Genomic DNA, 17,309 nt, shown 5'->3' with positions numbered 1-17,309 from the left:
CATTAATTGGTGGTCGGTTGGGGTGCGTGGTTCAGCGGGTGCGCGGAGAGCCTGCTGTTGCCTGTGATGGGTGCGGGGAGCGGCTCTTGCCCGGCGTCGCGACGCCCCAGGCGCCACGGGCCCACGCGGTCGCGGTTCGGGCCGCGTTGATGCGTCGCTGCTGCCAGGCGCTGAGGTCGGCTGGGAGCACGGAGACGGACTGTGCCCGGATGCGGTTGGTGGGAGGAACGTGTCCCCGTGGGCGCATGACGGGCTCGTTGGACGCAAGTTGGGCGGTGAAGGCCGCCACCAGGTGCATGGGGGTGTTGGCGCTGAAGGCTGCGTCCCAGGTGCGGCCGTGCTCGGTCCGCGCGCCGGCCCACCAGTAGGCGTCACCTGGCCCGGTCTCACGCCACTGCAACCAGGCGTTCTTGTCCGGGCTGACTGCGGTGGGGTGCTTCTCCGGAGCGGCCTCCCAGCCCTGTTGTTCCAGAGGAGCCCAGACGTTGGGGGCGTGTGCGGACCGCGGCTGGGTGAGGGCGTCGGTCAGGCCGGCGACGATCTCCACCGGGGTCTGCGGGCTGAGAGCGACCCGCCAGTCCAACGGGCCGCCGGGTGCGTTGCGGCCGGCCACGGTCCATCCGGCGGGGGTGCCGAGCGGGTCGTACACGACGCGGAGGGTGCGTTCGGGGTTGTCGAAGACGAGGGCGTTGCTCTGCTGGGGGGAGGAGTTTGCCCAGCCGGAGACGCGCAGGTATTCCGTGATGTGTCGCAGGTCGCCGCCGCCGGCCAGGTAGCGCGGATGGATGGCGTAGTGCTGCTGGGGAGTCTGGTCAGCAGACCAGTGGGGCTGCTGATGCTTCTTGCTTTTCCTCAACGGGCCTTTCCTGGTGTGTTGTTGCCTGTCTGCCGCCGGACGGGAAGGGCGGTCGAGCGGGGAGTGGCCGGTTGGGTGAGCGACGCGAGCTTGGCGGGTTCGTCCATCAGAGCGACGGTGAGATCGCTGAGCTGCCCGGCCCCGCGGGCGAGGTTGCGCCACAACTCGGGGTGGGGGCCCGTGTCGGTGGTGCGCTCTTGTACGTAGCGGGAGCTGTGGGCGAGGAGTTCGGCGAGGCGCTGCATGATGCCGTCGTTGTCGAGGACCGCGTCCATGATCTGGGAGGCGTCGTCAGGGGAGGAGCGGTCGAGGTAGGTGGCCAGGAGGTCGATCCGCCGGGCGATCTCACGGGCGTGCTGCACGGGGTAGGGCGTGGAGGACGTCATCGGTTCTTTCAGATGAGTGCTGCGGGGACCGGTGCGGTGGCAGGGGGCCGCTGTTGTGGCGCTGCATCTCGTCGAGCACGACGTACGGGCCGGTCGCGAGGGGGATGTCGCGGGTTGTGCTGCCGACCGTGCAGGCACGTATGTAGCGACGGAGCAGGAAGCGTGCGAGGCGTGGGCCGCGGGAGGGCTTCATCGGCGGAGGCGGGGGACAGCGATACGGGCGGCCTTCAGCGTGAGCGGGGGACGGGGAGTGCACCGGGGGTACGGGCAACTCGTCTAGCGGGTGCGGGCGACGGCAGGGGCCGACGGTGCCACGCGGGAGGACGCGGTGGCGGTCAGCCCGGTGCGGGGTGCTGGGTGGCTCAGGGAGACCGAGATGCCGTGGGCGGCCAGTTGCGCTCCGGCTTTGCGCATGGCCCGTGCCTGCTGAAAGGTGTCGTCGCCGGACAGGGCATAGACGTCCTCGTCCTCGTTGTGCACGAAGCCGACACTCTCCAGGACGGCGGCGGCCTCGGCGCTGGTCACTGTCGCGGAGAGTTCGCCCGCGCTGCCCCAGGCCATTGCGACGTGCTCGGCTGTCGCGCCGGTGGGCGCGGCCAGGCGGTCGAGGTTGGCCCGGACCTGGGCGAGGGCGGTGTCGTACCGGGGCAGCAGATTGGTGAACAGCTCAACGGCCGCGCGGTAGGGGTGGTCGGGGACGGCGATCCCGTCCGGCTCGCGCACCCCGCGGAAGGCGGCCGGATCGAGGCCGTGGGGGGCCATCGCCGCGGCGAGGAACTCGTCCTGTTCGCCGGGGCGCTCGATGACGTACAGGCGGGCTTCGCCGTTGGTGAGGACGGCGCTGTGCTGCGGTGTCTGGCGGGCCAGAGCGTCGACAACCAGGTTCATGTCCCACACGTCGTCGGTGAGCGGTGTGTGGTCCGGGTGGGTGCTCAGGTACGGGTGGTACTCACTGGTCCAGTCGCCGGGCAGGGCGTCGGCGAGCGCAGTGGCGAAGCCTTCGAGGTCGCGGAAGTCGGAGTCGGGTTCGTGGGAGGCGGGCATGGGGTCCTTGGGTGAAGTCAGCGGCGGGGGCCGGGAGCGGGGAGGGGCGGCGGGCAGGGGCAGGCGGCGGACTTCTCCCGTTCGTGCGGGCCGACCTGCTCTGGGCATGTGCTGCGATGGGGATGCGCCTCGTGGCGGTCGGCGAGTTCGGTCCGCAGGCGCTGGAGGCCGGAGCGGATGAAACCGACGTGGTCTCGCAGGAGACGGAGCGAGTCTGCGCGGGTGGTGCTGCCGTCGAGGTCCTGGACGAAGTCGGCCGTGGCGGACAGGGCCTCGGTCACGCCGGAAAGGACGCCGTCGTGGGTGGCTACCAGCTCGGCGAGTGTGTCGGCTACGTCCTCAGTCTGGGGAGCGGTACGGATGTCCTGGGCCAGGTGCAGCACGGAGGCGCCGAGGGGCAAGTAATACGGTTCGCGGAACGCGGTGGCGAAGGGCTCGTCGCACGCGACGTGGTAGCCGACGGCCTGCAGTCGGGCCACCGCCCGTTGGGCGAGGCGGACCTCCTCGGCGAGGTCGAGCCCCGTAGGCAGGCGGTGATACAGGTCATGGGCCCGCGCGATGGGGAGGAACCCGGTGCGCTCCAGAATGCTGTGGGCTTCCGGATCACCGCCACGAGCGAGGACCTCGTCAGAGTGTGTGTCGCGGCGCAGTTCCAGGACGCGGTCGGCAAGTGGCACGGGGGCAGGGGGCTTTCTGGCTCAGCGTGTACGCCCGGCAGGCGCAGTGGGGGAAGAGGGGGGAAGCGCGTGGCGCGGCGCGGTGTTTGGCGCGGAGGGCTCCAAGGTTTCGGCGAGGTCGTCGAGGACCTGCTGGAGGCTGTGCAGGCGGCGGTCCACCCACTCCAGCCGGTCCCGCACGTCGGTCGACCGGTTCCCGACACGTGTGGCGACGTCGGTGAGGCAGGCGCGGGCCAGGGCCAGCGGGCCGCAGCCTTCCGCTGCCACCGAGCGCAGTTCGCGAGCCGCTTCGTGGAGGGGGGAAGGACCGTCGGCGGATGCGGTGCTCGGCACCGTCAGTGGAGTTCCGGGGGCGCGGCCAGTGGGCAGCAGGCCGAGGTCGACCTCGATTCGTCGTGCCTCGTTGGCCAGGTGCTTCGGGAGGGAGGCGTCCTGCTTCAGCCAGGTGCCGTCTGTGCGGATCAAGTTGGCGAGGAGATCGAGACTGTTGTGGCTCGTCTGCACAGCGACCCAGCGGCAGCTGCGCGAGACCTGGTCGGAGTGGAGGCCGGCGGCGCCGGCCATGCGGTGTGCGACCTGGACCCACTCGTCGGAGACCAGCGTTCGATCGCGCGGGTTGAGCTGGAGAGTCAGGTGGAAGAGCGGAGCGTACTCACCGGCATCAGCGGCGGCGAGTGGGAACTCCCAGTTCTGATCGTCCAGGTGCTCAGCCCACTGGGCGATGGTCCACAGCGCCGGATCTTCATCGAGGGATACCTCACGCGTGTACCGGTCCAAGTGGGGCCAGTAGGCCACCACGGCCTCGCCGGCCCGCAGATTCTTTGATGGAGGAGGACGGCGATCGAGAGGCAGGGCGGCCAGGCTGTCGGCCGCAAAAGAGCCTCGCGGACGTATGAGCGCGATCACGGCGTCTCCTTCCGCGGTCGGTCAGAGGTCCGTGTCCTTCGGGATGGGTACGGGGGCAGTTGGCATGAGCGTCCCGGGTGGTCGGGAGGGTGAGGAGGAACGGTTCTCCTAGCGAACAGGGCGTGCGGGCTGTGCGAGGGACGGGGGCGCTGCGGGGCGGCCGGGCGGTTGCACCGCTGGCCGGGCCTGTGGTGCGGCGATCTGTCCGGCGGCGGTGGCGAGCTCCTGCTGGATGTTGTGCAGGCGGCGGGCCAGCAGCTCCAACTGGTGTGCCGTGGCGTGACCATGGGCTCCAGGCTGGCGTGCCAGCCGGTGAGCGCTGTGCTCGATGAGACCGCGGACGGTAGCCAGGGGGCCGGCGTCCTCGTCGGCGAGCTGGGCCAGCACCCCGGCCACAGGCGGTACATCCGCCCTGGGCGGCGCCACGGACACGGCGGGCTCGGCCGCAACAACTTCCTGCTCAGCCAGCGGGGAGATGAGCCGCAGGTCGAGCTCGATCTGGCGTGCCTCGTCGCAGAGCCGCGGGCCGAGGTCGAGTGGCCGGTACTGCCAGGTGCCGTCCTCGCGAATCGCGTTGGCGATCAGGTCCAGGCGTCCGGGCTGGGCGGTGACGGCGATCCACCGGCAGCCGTCTTCGTCCCCGGGGGTCTCGATGTCGGCGGCGCGGGCCAAGCGGTGCCCGACCTCGGCCCACTGGGCGGCGGTGAGTTCACGGTCGTCGGCGTGGAGTTGGAACCGGTAGTGCAGAACGGCTCGCCGGTCCCCCTGGGGGCTGAAGGTGGCGCGGTGGGCGCGGAGCGGTTCGTTGAGATGCTCGGCCCACTGGACGGAGGTCCAGATCTCGTTCCAGTCGTCTGCGGCGAGGTGGCGGTCGAGTCCGGGCCAGTGCGCGACGACGGTGTCCTCGGTGGTCAGGCCCTCCCGATGGGACACGGGACGTCCCAGCGCCAGGCTGAGTGGGTGCGCAGCAGCACCGGACCGGTCGTGGATGTAGGAGATCACTGGGGCGCCCCTGTGGTGCCGGTGAGCTGGGCGACGGCCGTGATCAGGGTGCGTTCCCGGACGAGGTCGGTGTGCACGGCGACGTCGCCGGGCGGCAGTTCCTCCAGGGCACGGTCGATCGTGGCCAGCGCCTGGTCGTGGCGGCCCAGGTCCCGCAGCGCGCCGGCCTTGCGGAGTAGGGCGATGGGGTCGGTGTCGGCCTGGAACGGGGGTCGCTCCAGCAGGTCGAGCATGCGCTGTGCGCGATCCGGGAGGCCCTGGCCGAGCCATAGGCCGTGCAGCAGGACGTGCAGGGTCTTGGGGTGGTCGTCCGCTTCGTCCAGGACCTGCTGCATCAACTCCAGCCCGGACGTACGGGACTTGCCGATCTGGGCGAAGGCGTGCAGGGCCCGGCTGTAGCAGTCCAGCGTGCTGCTGACTTGCCGGGGCATGGCCCGGACCAGGGCATCGATGCTCAGGCACCGAAGATCGTAACGAAGGGTCCCCAGGTAGACGTGCCGGTACGTCCGGGCGGTCATCGGCGGAAGGTGGGGCAGGGTGAGCTGAGCCGAGGGCATGACGACCAGGGCGCTGCGCCCGCGCGCGCGGGCCTGCCAGGCGACGTCGGCGCACACCTCCGCCGATTCCCGCCAGGTGGCGCCGACTTCGGTCAGCAGACTCGCCAGGGTGCGCGGCCAGTGGGCCGATGCCACGTCCGCGAGGGTAGTGGTGCGTACCTGGTTCAGGACGGCGGCACGGGCGTTGGCGTGTTGCGCGGTGACGCTCATCGGCTGCTCCGCGCGTCGTCGACGTGGACGATCTGGTGGAGGTGGGTGAGGCTGTACCAGCCGCAGTCGAGCCAGGAGTTGTCGTCGACGAACTTCTTCGTCAGGTACTCCTCCATGCCGCGCAGGTAAGTGAGGCAGTCCGCGCAGCGCCGGGAGAGGTGGACCATGTAGCGGGGGTGGGCGGTGACGAAGGTGCGGTCGCCTCCGTTCGGATCGCGCAGCCGCCAGCCGTCCTCGTTGGTGGGGGTGTGCCAGGAGGGGACGACGACTCCGTACGCGTCGCCCCACACCTCCCCGCCGGCTATCCCCTTGAGGATCACGACCTGGTCGCCGGGACGGAAATGGCCGTGGGTGATGTCCCGGATCGGGGTGAGTACGTCGTCGGGGACGTACGGCGGGCGGGAGGGGGCGTCGGGTTCGGGCACAGCTTGGTCCTTCCTCGTACGGCGCCAGGTGGCGGCGGGGAGGGTCCAAGAGTCTGGAGAATTCCCTTTTTCGCGAACCGGGGATGATGGGGTATAAAGCGCCCGTCTACCGAACGGGTTCTCCGTTCCATGGTCGTCGTCGGTGGCCGCGTCGAGGAGTTCGGGGAGGTCGCTGCCCCCGGTTTCGCGCTGGTCGATCCACCATCCGGCCCGGGTGACGGTGCGGGCCTTTTCTTCCAGTGCCGCTCGGCCCACTCGGGGCCGGTCAGCTCTCGGTCGTCGGGGTGGAGTCGGACGTCAAGATGGAGGATCGCCCCCCCCGGTCATCCTTCGGGCTGGCCGGGAACGGATGCTGCAGCAGGGGGTCGACGAGGTGCCCGGCCCACTCGGCGGACGTCCAGGTCTCCTGCTCGTCATCCACGGTGAAGAGGCCGAGGCCCGGCCAGTGGGCGACGACGGTGTGCTCCGTCAGACCCTCGTCCGCCGATACCGAGCGGCCCAGGGCCTCGCCGAGCGGGTCGTGCGGGGCGTGGGTGCGGGGGTGAAGGCGCGGTATCACTTGCTGGTCCGGGTGTCGTCGACGTGGACGAGCTGGTCGAGGGCGGTCAGGCTGTACCAGCCGCAGTCGATCTGCTGGTCCCCGGTGAGGGGCGGCAGCAGCAGGTCCTCCAGGGCGCGCAGGTAGATCGTGCAGTCCGCGCATCTGCGGGGGGTGTGCACGAGGTAGCGGGGGTGCGCGGTGATGTAGGTGTGCTGGCCGCCGTCCGGGTTGCGCACCCGCCAGCCGTCCTCCTCTGTGGGCGTGTGCCAGGACGGGGTCACCACGGTCATCGGGTCGCCGTAGAGCTCTCCGCCGACGACGCCCTTGATGACGACGACCGTGTCGCGGGGCTTGAAGTACTCGTGGGTGACGCGGCGGGCGGGGGTGACGGTGTCCGTGGGAATGTACGGCGGACGGGAGCGGGGCGAGATTTCGGGCACAGCGGGACCTTCCACGAACGGGGCGCGGGACGTTGGGGGGATTACTTCAATCCTCCGGAGAATCCCTGCTTTCCGAAATCAGGGATTCCGCGCTATAAGGGGCGGACGTGGGAGTTCCACGAACTCCATACAGCAGGTCAGGGCAGCTGCATGGTCGAGGAGAGGAAGAATCTCGGTATCCGAGAGCGAGACCATTTTCACCGGTGGCTATGTCAGCGGTTCTTCGCAGTGGACGTGGCCACGTTGGGCAGCGCCGGGGGAAGAGGGGCTACGGGTGTGGAGCGTTGCCCGGGTCCGGGGGCGCTGGCTGATTTGGTGCTCACCGCAGTTTGCAGGCGAGCGCGGGGCATCAGTTTGGTTGCCTCCGAGTAGAGCTCAGTGGTAGTAGCTGCGAGTATCTCGTCGACGGCCTCACAGCAGCGGGAAAGGGAATCCCTGACCAGTTGTCCAGGCTGGTCCAAGTCCGCTCGCATTGCGCGGTACTGGGGGACGTCGATGCAGTGGTAGGACGCGACTTCGGCCTGCATCCGCCCGAATTCAGTCAAGGCTTCGCCCAATGGGGCAAGGGTGGCGCTGTACACCACGACGGTCTTCCGAGCGTCCGCGGTGACCACATCGGCTTCGAAGCAGCCGCGGATCTCGTCGCGGACGGTGGTGGTGATCTTGCTCAGGGTGGAGATGTGCCTGAGCAGTTCGGTTGTGCTGAGGCTGGTGGAACGATCAGTCAGGGAAGGAAGTTGAAATCGGAAACGATCGATCCTGGTTGCCAGGTCATACAGGGCCAGGGCGTGGCTTTTGGAGGTCATCGGAAGGGGTTCTCGTTCCCGAGGTCATTGACTGTTGTTGCATCGAGAAGTTCGGGCAGGTCAGTGCCTGCTGCCTCCCGCTGGTCGATCCACCATCCGGCACGCAGGACGGTGCGGATTCTCTCCTCGGTCAGCGCCCAGTCGCCGTCGTCCCAGGTTCCCTCGACGACGAGCGAGGTGTACGCCGCGACCACCAACTCGTGGCGGCACCGTTCGCCCCACGGGGCCGCCCGCGCCGACCCTTCGAGCGGCGGCATGTCGTACTGGACAGCCCAGTCGGCAGCGGCCTGCTGCTCTTCGGCGCGCTTGGCAGCCAGCCATTCCTGCGTGGGCACCGTGGTGCGCTCGCGGGAGGCCCGCCAGCAGTCGGTGCAGTCCTGAGTGGAGAGCCAGCGGGCAAAGGAGGCCCGCTTGTCGGCGGGGCGGCTTGAAAGATCACGCTCGTCGGCGTGCCCACATGCATGGTCGATAGACCAGACGGTCTGAACTGCCACGTGGTTGTTCCTGCTTTCTGTCTTCTGTGTTGTCTCAGCGTGTTCTGCGGATGGCGTCTGTGGCCGCCGTGGCGATGGCGGCGGGAGCGCTGGAGGGTTGGGGAAGGTGCAGCAAGGTGGTCCCCGGCAAGTGGCGGGACTCCGCGGTGAGGGTGAGCTGGAGTACGGCGCAGCCGGTGGTCGTGAGCTGCTTGACGCGGGTGACGGCTTGAGCGGTTTCGTAGCCGGTGTACCGGGCGTCGGTGACGATCACGAGGAGGCGGCCGGCGCCGGGGCGGCTGAGGTCGAGGCCGTGGTTGAGTGCGTCGATGGCGTCGGCCAAGTTGTGGCTGCCGCCGTTGGCAGCGAAAAGGGTCACTCGCTCGGGTGCTCGGTGGGTGGGTCGGGTCAATGAGGTCAGGTGCTCGTCGTAGGCGATGGTGGCAGTACGTGAGTCGGGGTCGGTCAGGGCGGCTGCGCGTGCCACGATCCAGGCAGCGGACGCGACGGGCGCGCAGGCGGCACGCATGGAGCCGGAGACGTCGACGGCGATACCCACACGCAGCGGTGGGGTGGGGGAGTTCCGGCGACGCACGGTGGTGAACGGTTCCGCGGTGGGGACCGACCCGGCCGCGCGCTGGGCATCGCGGGCGAGGGCCGCGCGCATGTTGAGGCGGCCGGGCGGGGTGGGGCTGGTGGTCCGCTCCTCGGTCCGCTCGCGGTAGGCGGCGGCACGCAGGGCACGGCTCAGGCGAGCTGCGGCACTCTGCTCGGCGGCGGTGGGCCTGCGGGTGCCGGTGACCGGGTTGTCGCGGGGTGCCGGTTTGCCGTCGGGGGTCACGGTGCCGCCGCTGGGGTTGAAGACAGACCTCGCGGTGGCGGCAGCCTGGCGTCGCCGACTAGCTTGCTGGGCACGGTCGTTGGCCTGTGTCCTTGACCGGGTGGCCAGGGCGCTTGCCGCTGCGGCCTGCGCCGCGAGGTCGGCGGCGTCGGTGGCTGCCGTACTGTCCATGACGACCTTCACGGCGCCGGACAGCAGATCGGTGAGGTTCTCCGGCACGGGCCGGGCAGGGGCCGCAGCGTCCAGAGCGTCGCACCAATTTTGGCCGTGCGCGAGCATGGTCGTGGTGTCGTGGTCGGCGCACTGGTGGGCTGCGGTCCAGATGCGGGTGAGCGTGCCGAACAGGTCTGCGCCCAGCACCTTTGCGCACAGATCGGCGACGGCCCGGGTCTCGCCGGCGTCCAGGATGCCGACGTCACGGCGGCCGAGGATCAGGGCCGCCACGGCGGCGGCCTGCTCGATGCCCTGAACGGTGGGGCGGGCGATGTCGGGCATGACCAGGGTGCGGGCACTGGTGCGCAGGTACGTGCGGTCCGTGGGCCGCCTGACCAGGTGTGCACCTTCGGCGCGGCTCTCCTCCAGCAGGAGCGCGGCCTCGACGGCACGGGGGTTCGCTCCGGCAGGCTCCGTCCAGATGGAGTGGGCCGCGTGCGCGGCCTCGTGGACGAACACCCCCCAGGCGGCGGGATACCGCTCCTCGTCGCCCACGATCCGTGGATGGATCTCGCGGGGCTTCAGCGGGGCGAAGAGTCGGGCGTCGAACTCGACCTCGCCCAGCATGGGGAAGTAAGCGGCCGGTGCGCCGCTGCGCGTGCCGGGGCGGCAGGTGACGACGAGGTCCTGGCGGCCGGAGAGGGCGACTAGTCGGTCGCCGAGTTCGGCTCCCACGCGCAGCCACGCGGCCGGGGAGGAACGGGGTTGCGCGGGCGGGGCGCCGTCGTCGTCCCAGCGCGCGAGGTCGGCGTCGTCGTCCGGCGCGGTGACGGGGGACTGGACGTGGTGGTGGGCGCTCATCGCGAGCGGCCCCGGTGTGCAGAGCCGGTGATGCCCAGGGGCTGCCGGACGGCCGAGGCCGAGGCGGAGAGCTGCTTCCCGAGCGTGAGAGGTGCGATCTTCTTGACGCCGACAGTCTTGATGACGGCGGCGGCGACGGCGTCGCGGTCCTCTTCAGGGGCGATGCCGACGAGGTTCGCGAGCGCGGCGTTGGTGCCGAGGACAGCCTCGGTCCGCTGGTAACTGAGCAGTTCCCGCAGTTGAGGGGCCCAACCCAGCTCGCCGAGTTCGACTTGGCGAGCAAGGTGCCGGGCGACCCGGACCACTCGGGCGTCGATCTTCAGCGCCAGGGCGAGGTCGTAGTCCGTGCCGATCTGGATCTGCACGCTGAACCGGGACGACAGCGCCTCCGTCAACACCGCCCCGTGGACGCCGGGATTGTGGCCCGCCACCACGTAGAAGCCCTCCTCAGCCTTGATCGTCTCGCCCTTGTGGGCCTTGACCTGGATCTGCCTGCGCCCGTCCATCGCGGGATACAGCGCCGCCAGCACCATCGGCGAGATCAGGGTCGCATCGTCGATCAGCAGGGCGCGGCCTTCGGTCATCGCGGTGACCAGCGGCCCGTACTGGAAGACGTAGCCTCCGCTGTCGGCCTGTGTGTACTCGCCGATCAGGTCGCCGACCGTGGTGTCGCCGTCACCGGCGACGGTGAGCAGGTCCGGGAACGCGGCCTCGACCAGACTCGTCTTGCCGGTGCCCGGAGGGCCGTAGAGCAGCACCGGCACGTCGGCGTCCCGCAAGCGGTTCAGCGCCTCGACGTCGGGCAGGTCGGCCAGCTCCCGGGGGTGGTAAAGCTGGCCTCCCGCGCGGCGGATCGGGCCGGTCTGCCGGGGCTGGGTCGCTGCGGGAATGGTCGTGCGGGCCTTGGCCGCCTGGGCACGGGGAGCGTGGGTGCCCGGCGGGCTGATCACAGCGGTCTGCGCGGCTGTGGCGGTCTTCGCGTTCGCACGGAACTCCGGTTGTCCAGATCCGTCTTGGTCGGCCTCGCCGCGTCGCACCAGGGTGTGGGCCGCGTTGCGGACGGCACCGTGGGAGTGGCCCAGCTGCCTGGCCATGTCCCCGATGGTGAGCGCGTCCGCCGGCCGGTCGGCCAGCAAGCGAGCGACCTTGGCCCGTAGTTCGCCGCCCTTGGTGCGCGCTGGATTTGCAGGCGTTGCGGGTGTGGGCAAAAACGAGGCCCCTTCAACAGGTTTGGGTGTGGGCGGGGTTGGTGACGCGCTGGAGAGACCGGCCGTTCTCGGAGCGGGTCACGGACTGTGCCGACATCGGCGACCGGGCCAACCGGGGCGTACCGTCGGCGCTCACCGGCCGACCGAAAGCCCGGTCCAGGTGCACGGGATGCCCGGCGACGAGCAGCTCGGTGGCTGCCGAGCAGGCCCGTGCGTCCGCTCCGCCCCGGGTTCCGTCGCTCGGCAGGCGCAGCCCGGCGTCTCGTCGAAGCCCGACTGGAGCAGGATCCGCCGGGCGGCGGCGTTGTAGCCGGTGGTGGTGATCTCGCCAGTGATGGTGTGCCGGATCGTCATGAACGGCTCTGCTGGTTCGGGCAAGACGGATCTCCTATCGGTGGTGGCGGGAAATCGGTGGTGTGTTGCCGACATGCTCCAGGGCAGGGTCAGCGCGCGTGGTGCGTCGTGCCCGTACCCAGAGCAAGGGATTCGCCGAGGTAGGTCAGCACCGCGTTCGGAGGGCGGTAGGTACGGGATCGGGCCTGGTCGCCATCGGCATCGTTGACGGGGTGCTGGTCCAGGGCGAGCAGGGCCGGGCCGGTGTGGGCGATCTGGAGCTCGACCATCCGAATCTCGTGGCCGAGGCGGCATAGCCGCTCGGCGAATGGGGCTGCCTGAGGGTCCTGCAAGTCGACGAGGCGGAAAGCGGCGGCCTCCAGGAGATCGGCGAGCGGATCGAGCACGCTCGCGTGATCGCCGACCAGGCCGGAGAGGGCGTGGCCCAACTCCTGCTGGTTCATGACACCGATGTCTTCCGCCCAGCCGGACATGTTGTCGGAGACGGTCTGCGCGGAGACGACCTGGTGAGTGGAGGTGGGGTTGGCCGAGTCGATCGAGATATCGAGGATGACGTCGTACCCGGCGTCGCGCAGGAGTCCGGCCACCTGGGTGGTGCGGGTCCTCTGGTCCTCGGGGTCGAGGTCGCTGGGCAGGATGGCGCTGTGAGGGCCGTGCAGGGCGAAGCCCGCCTCGGTGAGCAGGTGCTGGGCGAGCTCGGTGAGGTCACCGAATGCTGTGATGCCGCTGGTGGGACGGCGGAGGAGGGTCACGTGGGGCATGGGTTCCTAAAGGGACTGGGCGAGAACTAGAGGCAGGCGGTTCGGAGGGGGGTGGTGCGCCGATGGCGTCCGCGGCGACGGGAGGCTCCGGGTACTGCCACGGAGCGGCGGGAGCCGAGGAGGACAACGAGCGTGGCTGTCGCGCCCAGCGCCGGGAGAAACCCACCGAGGACGCCTTGTTGGGCCACGTTCCCGGCGACGGCGGTGCCGGCGGCCTGTCCCACGCCCACGGCGGCGATCAGCCAGGCGTATGCCTCGGTGAGGCTTCCGGCGTGTGCGAGCCCATCCACCGTCAGAAAGGCATTGGTGATCGTCGCGGTGAGGAACAGGCCGGGCAGTACGGTGAGAGCGACTGCAGCGGTGGGGCTGGCAGCCCAGGCCAACGGTGCCCAGCCAAGAGCGAAGGCCGTGGCCGCACAAAGAAGTTGGGCGGTGACGGACCCAGGCCAGGCGCGTCGTCCGTAGATGATGCCGCCCAGCAGGCTGCCCACAGACAGGGCGGCCGGGATCACTCCCGACAGCACGTCGATGCGGTAGTCGGCAGCCTGGGAGACGGCCCAGACGTTGAGCGTCCCCAGCGCCCATCCGGTGCCTGCCATGGCCACGAACAGGCGGCGCAGTCCCTGGTGGCGGAGTGGGCCGAGAAGCCCTGTGCGGGTGGCAGGTACGGGCTTCCACTGGCGTGAGGGGCGAGCGGTCACGACCAGGGCGGCGCCGAGGAGGCCGAGACCGGCGCTGGCGGCGACCGCGGTCTCCGGGCCGGTGGTGGCGCACAACACGGCGACGAGCGGTGGCCCGGCGACAAAGATCATCCCCTGGGAGCCGGTGTCCAGGGCGAGGGCTGCCCGCCGCTGTGCCGGGTCGGGGAGCACGACGGGCCACAGGGCACGAAGGTTGGCCTCCAGCGGCGGCGTACTCAAACCGGCAACCGCGACAGTGGCCACCGTCAGTACGGACGAGGTGGTGGCTGGGGCCAGGGGCAGAGTCAGTAGGCATCCCGTCGTCACCAGAACGGACAGGGTGGTGACGAGGCCCTGCCCGTGCCGGTCAACGAGCCGGCCGAGCAAGGGCTGGCCGATTGCCGAGGTGAGCCCGTACAGGGCGCACAGCATGCCGCCCTGGGCGAGAGTGCCGCCCCGTCCCGTGATCAGCAGCATGATGGCGACCGGCACCATGCCGGTGGGCAGCCGACCTATCAGGGTTCCGGCCAGCAGCCGGGCAACGTGCCGCTGGGCCAGCACCGGGCGGCGGCTGGGGGCTGGCGAGGGCAGGGAAGACGACACGAGAGGGGATCTTTCGAGACGGGGCGGCGCGCAGTGGGAGCTGTGAGGGGCAGGTGCTGGAGCCGGGTGGACGGGGCTGGGCTAGCGGTGTTGAGCGGGTGCTGAAGTACGGGGCGGAGCTGTGGCCGGAGGGGCGGTCGCGGCCGGGCGCTCGCGAGTCCGAGGCCGGGGGATGCGGTGTGGTGGCAGGACCGCGACGGTTCCTCCCAGGTCTTCGGCCGCCTCCTGGACCTCCTGGGTGAGGAAGTCGATCTGACGGCCGAGTGCGGTGAGCCTCCCGCCGATCTGCTGGCCCTGCACCGTCTCCAGCGCTGATGCGAACTTGCCTGCTGAGTCCAGCAGTTCACGGAGTCGAATCATGGGACCGGCGTCGTAGCCGCGATGGGTGGCATGGAGCAGGGCCTCGGAGACGTCGCCTGCGGCTCGGGCCTCGTACACGTCACGCAGCAGCTCCTGCAGCGCAATCTCGGGCGCTGGTTCCGGCCGGTTGAATCGAGAGGCATTCGGGTGGAACACGCCGGGTGGGACCGGCGGAGGCAGATCCTGCCCGGCGGCGTAGGCGTCTGTGTAGTGTCCGAGCACGTACCAGCCAGGGGCGTCCGGATCACCGGACAGGGCGACCACCGTCGAGTCATCGCCTTCGGCGAGATAGGCCAGGGTGATCGACCGGCCGTCGGCGGCGTACCACGATTCGATGAGGTCCAACTCGCCGCGCTGCTGGGCAGTCTGTGCTCTGTCCGTCCAGTCCAGGCGTTCATCGCCCGACAGTGGGATCCCCGGTCGGCGGTGTTGCGCGGCGAGGTCTGCCGCTATGTATCCGTGGTCCGCCCAAGCGGTGAGGTGAGGCCACAGCTCCTGGTGCCGCTCGTGTTCGGCGGTGGGTCCGGGGATGACGGGCAGGTCGAGGACCTGGCGGATCGCGGCGGCTGAGGAGGCGAGGTGGGCGAGCACCGCCCGCCAACCGGCGGCGAGCCGGGCGGGTGTCCGCTCGGTGATCGCCAGGTGCGCGGCGCCCAGCAACTCCTCGGCATACGGGGCGAGGTGTACGGCATAAGCCTCGACGGCCTCGGTCGTTCGACAGGCGTGGGCTGCTGCGGCGGCAGTCGGGTGCACGGTGCGCCCGTAGCGGTCGCGGGCGGCATCCAGCGCGGCTTCGGCCCGGCGATCGATGATCGCCATTTGCAACCGGAAGTCGCGTGCTGCGTCGGCGAGACCGGACGCTGTCCGTGCGCGGGTGCCGGGGATCTGGATCATGCCGGCATCGGAGTCGGCATCGTCGCTCATCGGGACCGTCCGGTTCCCGCAGCGGTGAGGTGAACGGTCGGTGCGTACGACGGCTTCGGCGGGATCGGCCGGACCGCGGTCGTGGCTGTTGTCCCGAGGGGGCGGTTGTGTTGGGGAGAGCGGACGGCAGCCGCACGGGCCGTACGTTGTCGCTCGTACGGCTGGCCGGCAGGGCCGAGGTGGGCTTCGAGGGCCAGGTCGGCCTGCACGGTCAGGCCCTGGCCGCGCAGATCGCGGATGGCCTGGCGGGCGCGGCGTGCGCCGTCCTGCGCGGGACTGGTGAGCCGGTAGAGGCCGGGTTCGTCCGGTACGGCCTCGAACCCCTCATTGCTCAGGTACCACTGGGCAAGGTGTGCAGAGATGCGGTGGGTGTGGGAGGCGACGTACCCGTGGCTGGGATGGCTGCCAAAGTGAAAGTGGGAGAGGGAAGGGCCGGACAGAGGGGAAAACCTTTCTGCCCATTCAAGGGCGGGTAGCGGGTGGGAGTGCCCCCGCCCGTGTCAGGGTCGGCGGGCTTGGCACGGGCGGGGGTGGGAACTCAGGCGCGGCGCGCTGGTGCCCGGCTGGGGGAGGGCGCGGCAGTGGCGGCGGCTGTCGCTGTGAGCGAGGTTGCGCGCGGAGGAGCTATGGCCGGCGGCGGGCCCTCGGGTGACCACAGCTGTGGCACGTCGATGATGCGAGAACGGGGATCGGTGTTCCAGTCCACCACCGGTCCGCGCTCGTACTCGGAGAGGGCGATCACTTCGAGGCCATGCGGGTGCAGCACATACGCCCACTCCAGCCCGCCTGCCGTCTGCTCCGTGAGCAGCTCGGGCTCTACAGGGGTGCCGTCGGAGTTGCGCAGGTAGTCGAACTGCCGACTGGGGTGCGGGTCGTCTCCGACCATCTCCTTACGCAAGGACTCGGGGGCACCGTCGAGGAGGTCGGTGCCCAGGGCGGACCAACCGAACGGAGCGTCGTCGACCAGATGCTTGGCGAGGGCATTGTGGTCTCGGTGGTAGGTGTGCTGGAAGGCGGCCAGAAGCAGTCGGGCGTGGTGGGAGGGGTAGCCGTCGAAGTGGACGTACACCCCGGCGAATCCGGTGTCGGTGGGGCGGGCGATGACAGAACGTGTGGACAGGGAGGTCCTCCGGTGGTTGAGGGGGTGGTGCGGGGTCACCGGGAACGGCCGTGCGTGGTTGCCGCCGGCGGGAGCGGCAGCACCTTCCCGGGTCGCTGAGGGCCGGTTGTTCGGGGAGGGGTATGGGGGCCGAGTCCGCGCATTCTTGCGGCGGCGGTATGTAGCTCTTCGTTGATCTCCCGGAGGGACACGGCGGCGGCTTCGAAGTCGGCGCCGAGGTCGAAGCCCTCGTCGTGCTCGGAGGCTTGGGCCTGCTCGCCTGCGGCTTCGAAGAAGTCGGCGAGCCGTTCCAGCAGGCCATCCGTGGGCTCGGTGACCTGGTCGGTGAGCACGGCGGCTTCTTCGTAGGAGGTACTGCCACGAAGGAGGTCGGCGAGAAGGAGGATCTGGCGGCCGTAGGCGTACCGTCCGGCGGGGTCGCTCGGGGTCAGGGGTGCGGCCTGCGGGCGGGAAGTCATCGTGGGCGGTTCTTCGCGGTGATGACCGGTGACTGGGGGACGTGGGCCGGCGTTGGCGTGGGGGAGACCGAAGGTGTCGTTGCGGCGCCGCGCCGGTGGTAGTTGTCTTGCAGGTGGGTGCGGGCTTGGTGGTAGAGGCGCCCGTCCAGGGAGAGCAGGGTTTGCGCGGCCTGCCGGTAGGTGTCTGCCGCGCCCTGGTCGCCGCGCGAGGCGCACCAGGCAGCGGAGGCGTCAAGGATTTCGGCGAGTTCGGAGAGCGTGCCCTGTTCGTACGGGCCGCCGAAGGTGCCTTCGAGGACAGAGAGGAACTGCGCCACGTCCTCGGCCTCCGTGAGGCGTTCGCGCCACGCGGCGAGGCTGGCGGCGGGACGGTCGAGATGGGTGGCGTCGCGGAACGCCTGTGCGTCACGGCGAGCGCAGCGCCACAGATCGTCCTCGGTCGTGCTGTTGGTCTTGTGGGCGTAGATCTGTTCGCCGCTGCGGCCGACGTTGTTGTAGAGCTCGAAGTCGGGGTGGGTGATGGGGTCCTCGAAGCCGTGGGGGAGGGGGTGGTCAGGGGCTAGGCACGGTGCGGGATGCTGCAAGGGGGCGCGGCGGCAGAGATCGGGCGGCGGTCGGGCGCGGGCGCGAAATGGCAGCAGCATCGACCTGACGGATGATTAC

At 70.2% G+C, this 17,309-nt stretch carries 21 protein-coding genes; all 21 read right to left on the bottom strand.

Annotated features, from left to right (window positions below; genetic code table 11):
• Positions 1–31: 31 nt before the first annotated feature.
• The 21 genes from ACZ5PB_RS05245 to ACZ5PB_RS05145 all read right to left on the bottom strand — a co-directional run bounded on the left by ACZ5PB_RS05245 (position 32) and on the right by ACZ5PB_RS05145 (position 17,290).
• The gene (locus ACZ5PB_RS05245; RefSeq protein WP_468687914.1) at positions 32–856 is read right to left on the bottom strand and encodes an SPDY domain-containing protein; all 825 of its coding nucleotides are present in this window, start codon (positions 854–856) and stop codon (positions 32–34) included.
• Positions 853–1,242: a hypothetical protein gene (locus tag ACZ5PB_RS05240; RefSeq protein WP_468687912.1), complete on the bottom strand. Its 390-nt coding sequence runs from the start codon at positions 1,240–1,242 to the stop codon at positions 853–855. Before ACZ5PB_RS05240 ends, ACZ5PB_RS05245 begins: the two co-directional genes overlap by 4 nt.
• Before the next feature lie 276 nt (positions 1,243–1,518).
• A complete protein-coding gene (locus tag ACZ5PB_RS05235) occupies positions 1,519–2,286 on the bottom strand; it encodes a hypothetical protein (protein ID WP_468687911.1) in 768 nt (255 codons plus the stop codon).
• 17 nt (positions 2,287–2,303) lie between these two features.
• Entirely contained in the window at positions 2,304–2,963 is a 660-nt protein-coding gene (locus tag ACZ5PB_RS05230; RefSeq protein ID WP_468687909.1) for a hypothetical protein, read from the bottom strand.
• Between the two features lie 21 nt (positions 2,964–2,984).
• Positions 2,985–3,740, bottom strand: a complete 756-nt coding sequence (locus ACZ5PB_RS05225) for a relaxase/mobilization nuclease (RefSeq protein WP_468687908.1) — start codon at positions 3,738–3,740, stop codon at positions 2,985–2,987.
• Positions 3,741–3,977: 237 nt separating this feature from the next.
• The gene (locus tag ACZ5PB_RS05220) at positions 3,978–4,802 is read right to left on the bottom strand and encodes a relaxase/mobilization nuclease (RefSeq protein WP_468687907.1); all 825 of its coding nucleotides are present in this window, start codon (positions 4,800–4,802) and stop codon (positions 3,978–3,980) included.
• Positions 4,803–4,867: 65 nt separating this feature from the next.
• On the bottom strand, positions 4,868–5,638 hold the full coding sequence (locus ACZ5PB_RS05215) for a hypothetical protein (protein ID WP_468687906.1): 771 nt from the start codon (positions 5,636–5,638) through the stop codon (positions 4,868–4,870).
• A complete protein-coding gene (locus tag ACZ5PB_RS05210; protein WP_468688289.1) occupies positions 5,635–6,063 on the bottom strand; it encodes a hypothetical protein in 429 nt (142 codons plus the stop codon). Before ACZ5PB_RS05210 ends, ACZ5PB_RS05215 begins: the two co-directional genes overlap by 4 nt.
• A gap of 265 nt (positions 6,064–6,328) precedes the next feature.
• Positions 6,329–6,622, bottom strand: coding sequence for a hypothetical protein (locus tag ACZ5PB_RS05205; protein WP_468687904.1), 294 nt, complete (start codon positions 6,620–6,622; stop codon positions 6,329–6,331).
• Positions 6,619–7,044, bottom strand: coding sequence for a hypothetical protein (locus tag ACZ5PB_RS05200; protein WP_468687902.1), 426 nt, complete (start codon positions 7,042–7,044; stop codon positions 6,619–6,621). Before ACZ5PB_RS05200 ends, ACZ5PB_RS05205 begins: the two co-directional genes overlap by 4 nt.
• Positions 7,045–7,256: 212 nt before the next feature.
• The gene (locus tag ACZ5PB_RS05195; protein WP_468687901.1) at positions 7,257–7,850 is read right to left on the bottom strand and encodes a hypothetical protein; all 594 of its coding nucleotides are present in this window, start codon (positions 7,848–7,850) and stop codon (positions 7,257–7,259) included.
• Positions 7,847–8,344 carry a hypothetical protein gene (locus tag ACZ5PB_RS05190; protein ID WP_468687899.1) on the bottom strand — a complete coding sequence of 166 codons (498 nt, stop codon included), beginning with the start codon at positions 8,342–8,344 and terminating at the stop codon, positions 7,847–7,849. The genes ACZ5PB_RS05195 and ACZ5PB_RS05190 overlap by 4 nt, the downstream gene beginning before the upstream one ends.
• 34 nt (positions 8,345–8,378) lie before the next feature.
• Positions 8,379–10,178: a vWA domain-containing protein gene (locus ACZ5PB_RS05185; RefSeq protein ID WP_468687898.1), complete on the bottom strand. Its 1,800-nt coding sequence runs from the start codon at positions 10,176–10,178 to the stop codon at positions 8,379–8,381.
• Complete coding sequence (locus tag ACZ5PB_RS05180; protein WP_468688288.1) at positions 10,175–11,272, bottom strand: AAA family ATPase; 1,098 nt, start codon at positions 11,270–11,272, stop codon at positions 10,175–10,177. The genes ACZ5PB_RS05185 and ACZ5PB_RS05180 overlap by 4 nt, the downstream gene beginning before the upstream one ends.
• A 246-nt stretch (positions 11,273–11,518) precedes the next feature.
• Positions 11,519–11,740: a hypothetical protein gene (locus ACZ5PB_RS05175; protein WP_468688287.1), complete on the bottom strand. Its 222-nt coding sequence runs from the start codon at positions 11,738–11,740 to the stop codon at positions 11,519–11,521.
• An 89-nt stretch (positions 11,741–11,829) separates the two neighbouring features.
• On the bottom strand, positions 11,830–12,501 hold the full coding sequence (locus ACZ5PB_RS05170) for a hypothetical protein (RefSeq protein ID WP_468687896.1): 672 nt from the start codon (positions 12,499–12,501) through the stop codon (positions 11,830–11,832).
• A 26-nt stretch (positions 12,502–12,527) separates the two neighbouring features.
• Complete coding sequence (locus ACZ5PB_RS05165) at positions 12,528–13,784, bottom strand: MFS transporter (RefSeq protein WP_468687895.1); 1,257 nt, start codon at positions 13,782–13,784, stop codon at positions 12,528–12,530.
• A gap of 81 nt (positions 13,785–13,865) precedes the next feature.
• The gene (locus ACZ5PB_RS05160) at positions 13,866–15,068 is read right to left on the bottom strand and encodes a hypothetical protein (RefSeq protein ID WP_468687893.1); all 1,203 of its coding nucleotides are present in this window, start codon (positions 15,066–15,068) and stop codon (positions 13,866–13,868) included.
• 538 nt (positions 15,069–15,606) lie between these two features.
• Complete coding sequence (locus tag ACZ5PB_RS05155; RefSeq protein WP_468687891.1) at positions 15,607–16,227, bottom strand: hypothetical protein; 621 nt, start codon at positions 16,225–16,227, stop codon at positions 15,607–15,609.
• Positions 16,224–16,646 (bottom strand): hypothetical protein, encoded by a 423-nt coding sequence (locus tag ACZ5PB_RS05150; protein ID WP_468687888.1) that lies wholly within the window; start codon positions 16,644–16,646, stop codon positions 16,224–16,226. Before ACZ5PB_RS05150 ends, ACZ5PB_RS05155 begins: the two co-directional genes overlap by 4 nt.
• The gene (locus ACZ5PB_RS05145) at positions 16,643–17,290 is read right to left on the bottom strand and encodes a hypothetical protein (RefSeq protein ID WP_468687886.1); all 648 of its coding nucleotides are present in this window, start codon (positions 17,288–17,290) and stop codon (positions 16,643–16,645) included. Before ACZ5PB_RS05145 ends, ACZ5PB_RS05150 begins: the two co-directional genes overlap by 4 nt.
• Positions 17,291–17,309 lie beyond the last annotated feature (19 nt).

The organism is Streptomyces sp. NPDC032721, assembly GCF_055579625.1.
The sequence above is the reverse complement of the archived record's forward strand: the minus strand, read 5'-3'. Positions and strand labels throughout refer to the sequence as shown.

What these genes read in the sequence shown, in the direction of transcription:
- ACZ5PB_RS05180 (WP_468688288.1), bottom strand. Translation starts at nt 11,272, where the DNA reads ATGGCCAGGCAGCTGGGCCACTCCCACGGTGCCGTCCGCAACGCGGCC.
- ACZ5PB_RS05215 (WP_468687906.1), bottom strand. Translation starts at nt 5,638, where the DNA reads ATGAGCGTCACCGCGCAACACGCCAACGCCCGTGCCGCCGTCCTGAAC.
- ACZ5PB_RS05145 (WP_468687886.1), bottom strand. Translation starts at nt 17,290, where the DNA reads ATGCTGCTGCCATTTCGCGCCCGCGCCCGACCGCCGCCCGATCTCTGC.
- ACZ5PB_RS05170 (WP_468687896.1), bottom strand. Translation starts at nt 12,501, where the DNA reads ATGCCCCACGTGACCCTCCTCCGCCGTCCCACCAGCGGCATCACAGCA.
- ACZ5PB_RS05185 (WP_468687898.1), bottom strand. Translation starts at nt 10,178, where the DNA reads ATGAGCGCCCACCACCACGTCCAGTCCCCCGTCACCGCGCCGGACGAC.
- ACZ5PB_RS05195 (WP_468687901.1), bottom strand. Translation starts at nt 7,850, where the DNA reads ATGACCTCCAAAAGCCACGCCCTGGCCCTGTATGACCTGGCAACCAGG.
- ACZ5PB_RS05150 (WP_468687888.1), bottom strand. Translation starts at nt 16,646, where the DNA reads ATGACTTCCCGCCCGCAGGCCGCACCCCTGACCCCGAGCGACCCCGCC.
- ACZ5PB_RS05160 (WP_468687893.1), bottom strand. Translation starts at nt 15,068, where the DNA reads ATGAGCGACGATGCCGACTCCGATGCCGGCATGATCCAGATCCCCGGC.
- ACZ5PB_RS05175 (WP_468688287.1), bottom strand. Translation starts at nt 11,740, where the DNA reads ATGACGATCCGGCACACCATCACTGGCGAGATCACCACCACCGGCTAC.
- ACZ5PB_RS05240 (WP_468687912.1), bottom strand. Translation starts at nt 1,242, where the DNA reads ATGACGTCCTCCACGCCCTACCCCGTGCAGCACGCCCGTGAGATCGCC.
- ACZ5PB_RS05235 (WP_468687911.1), bottom strand. Translation starts at nt 2,286, where the DNA reads ATGCCCGCCTCCCACGAACCCGACTCCGACTTCCGCGACCTCGAAGGC.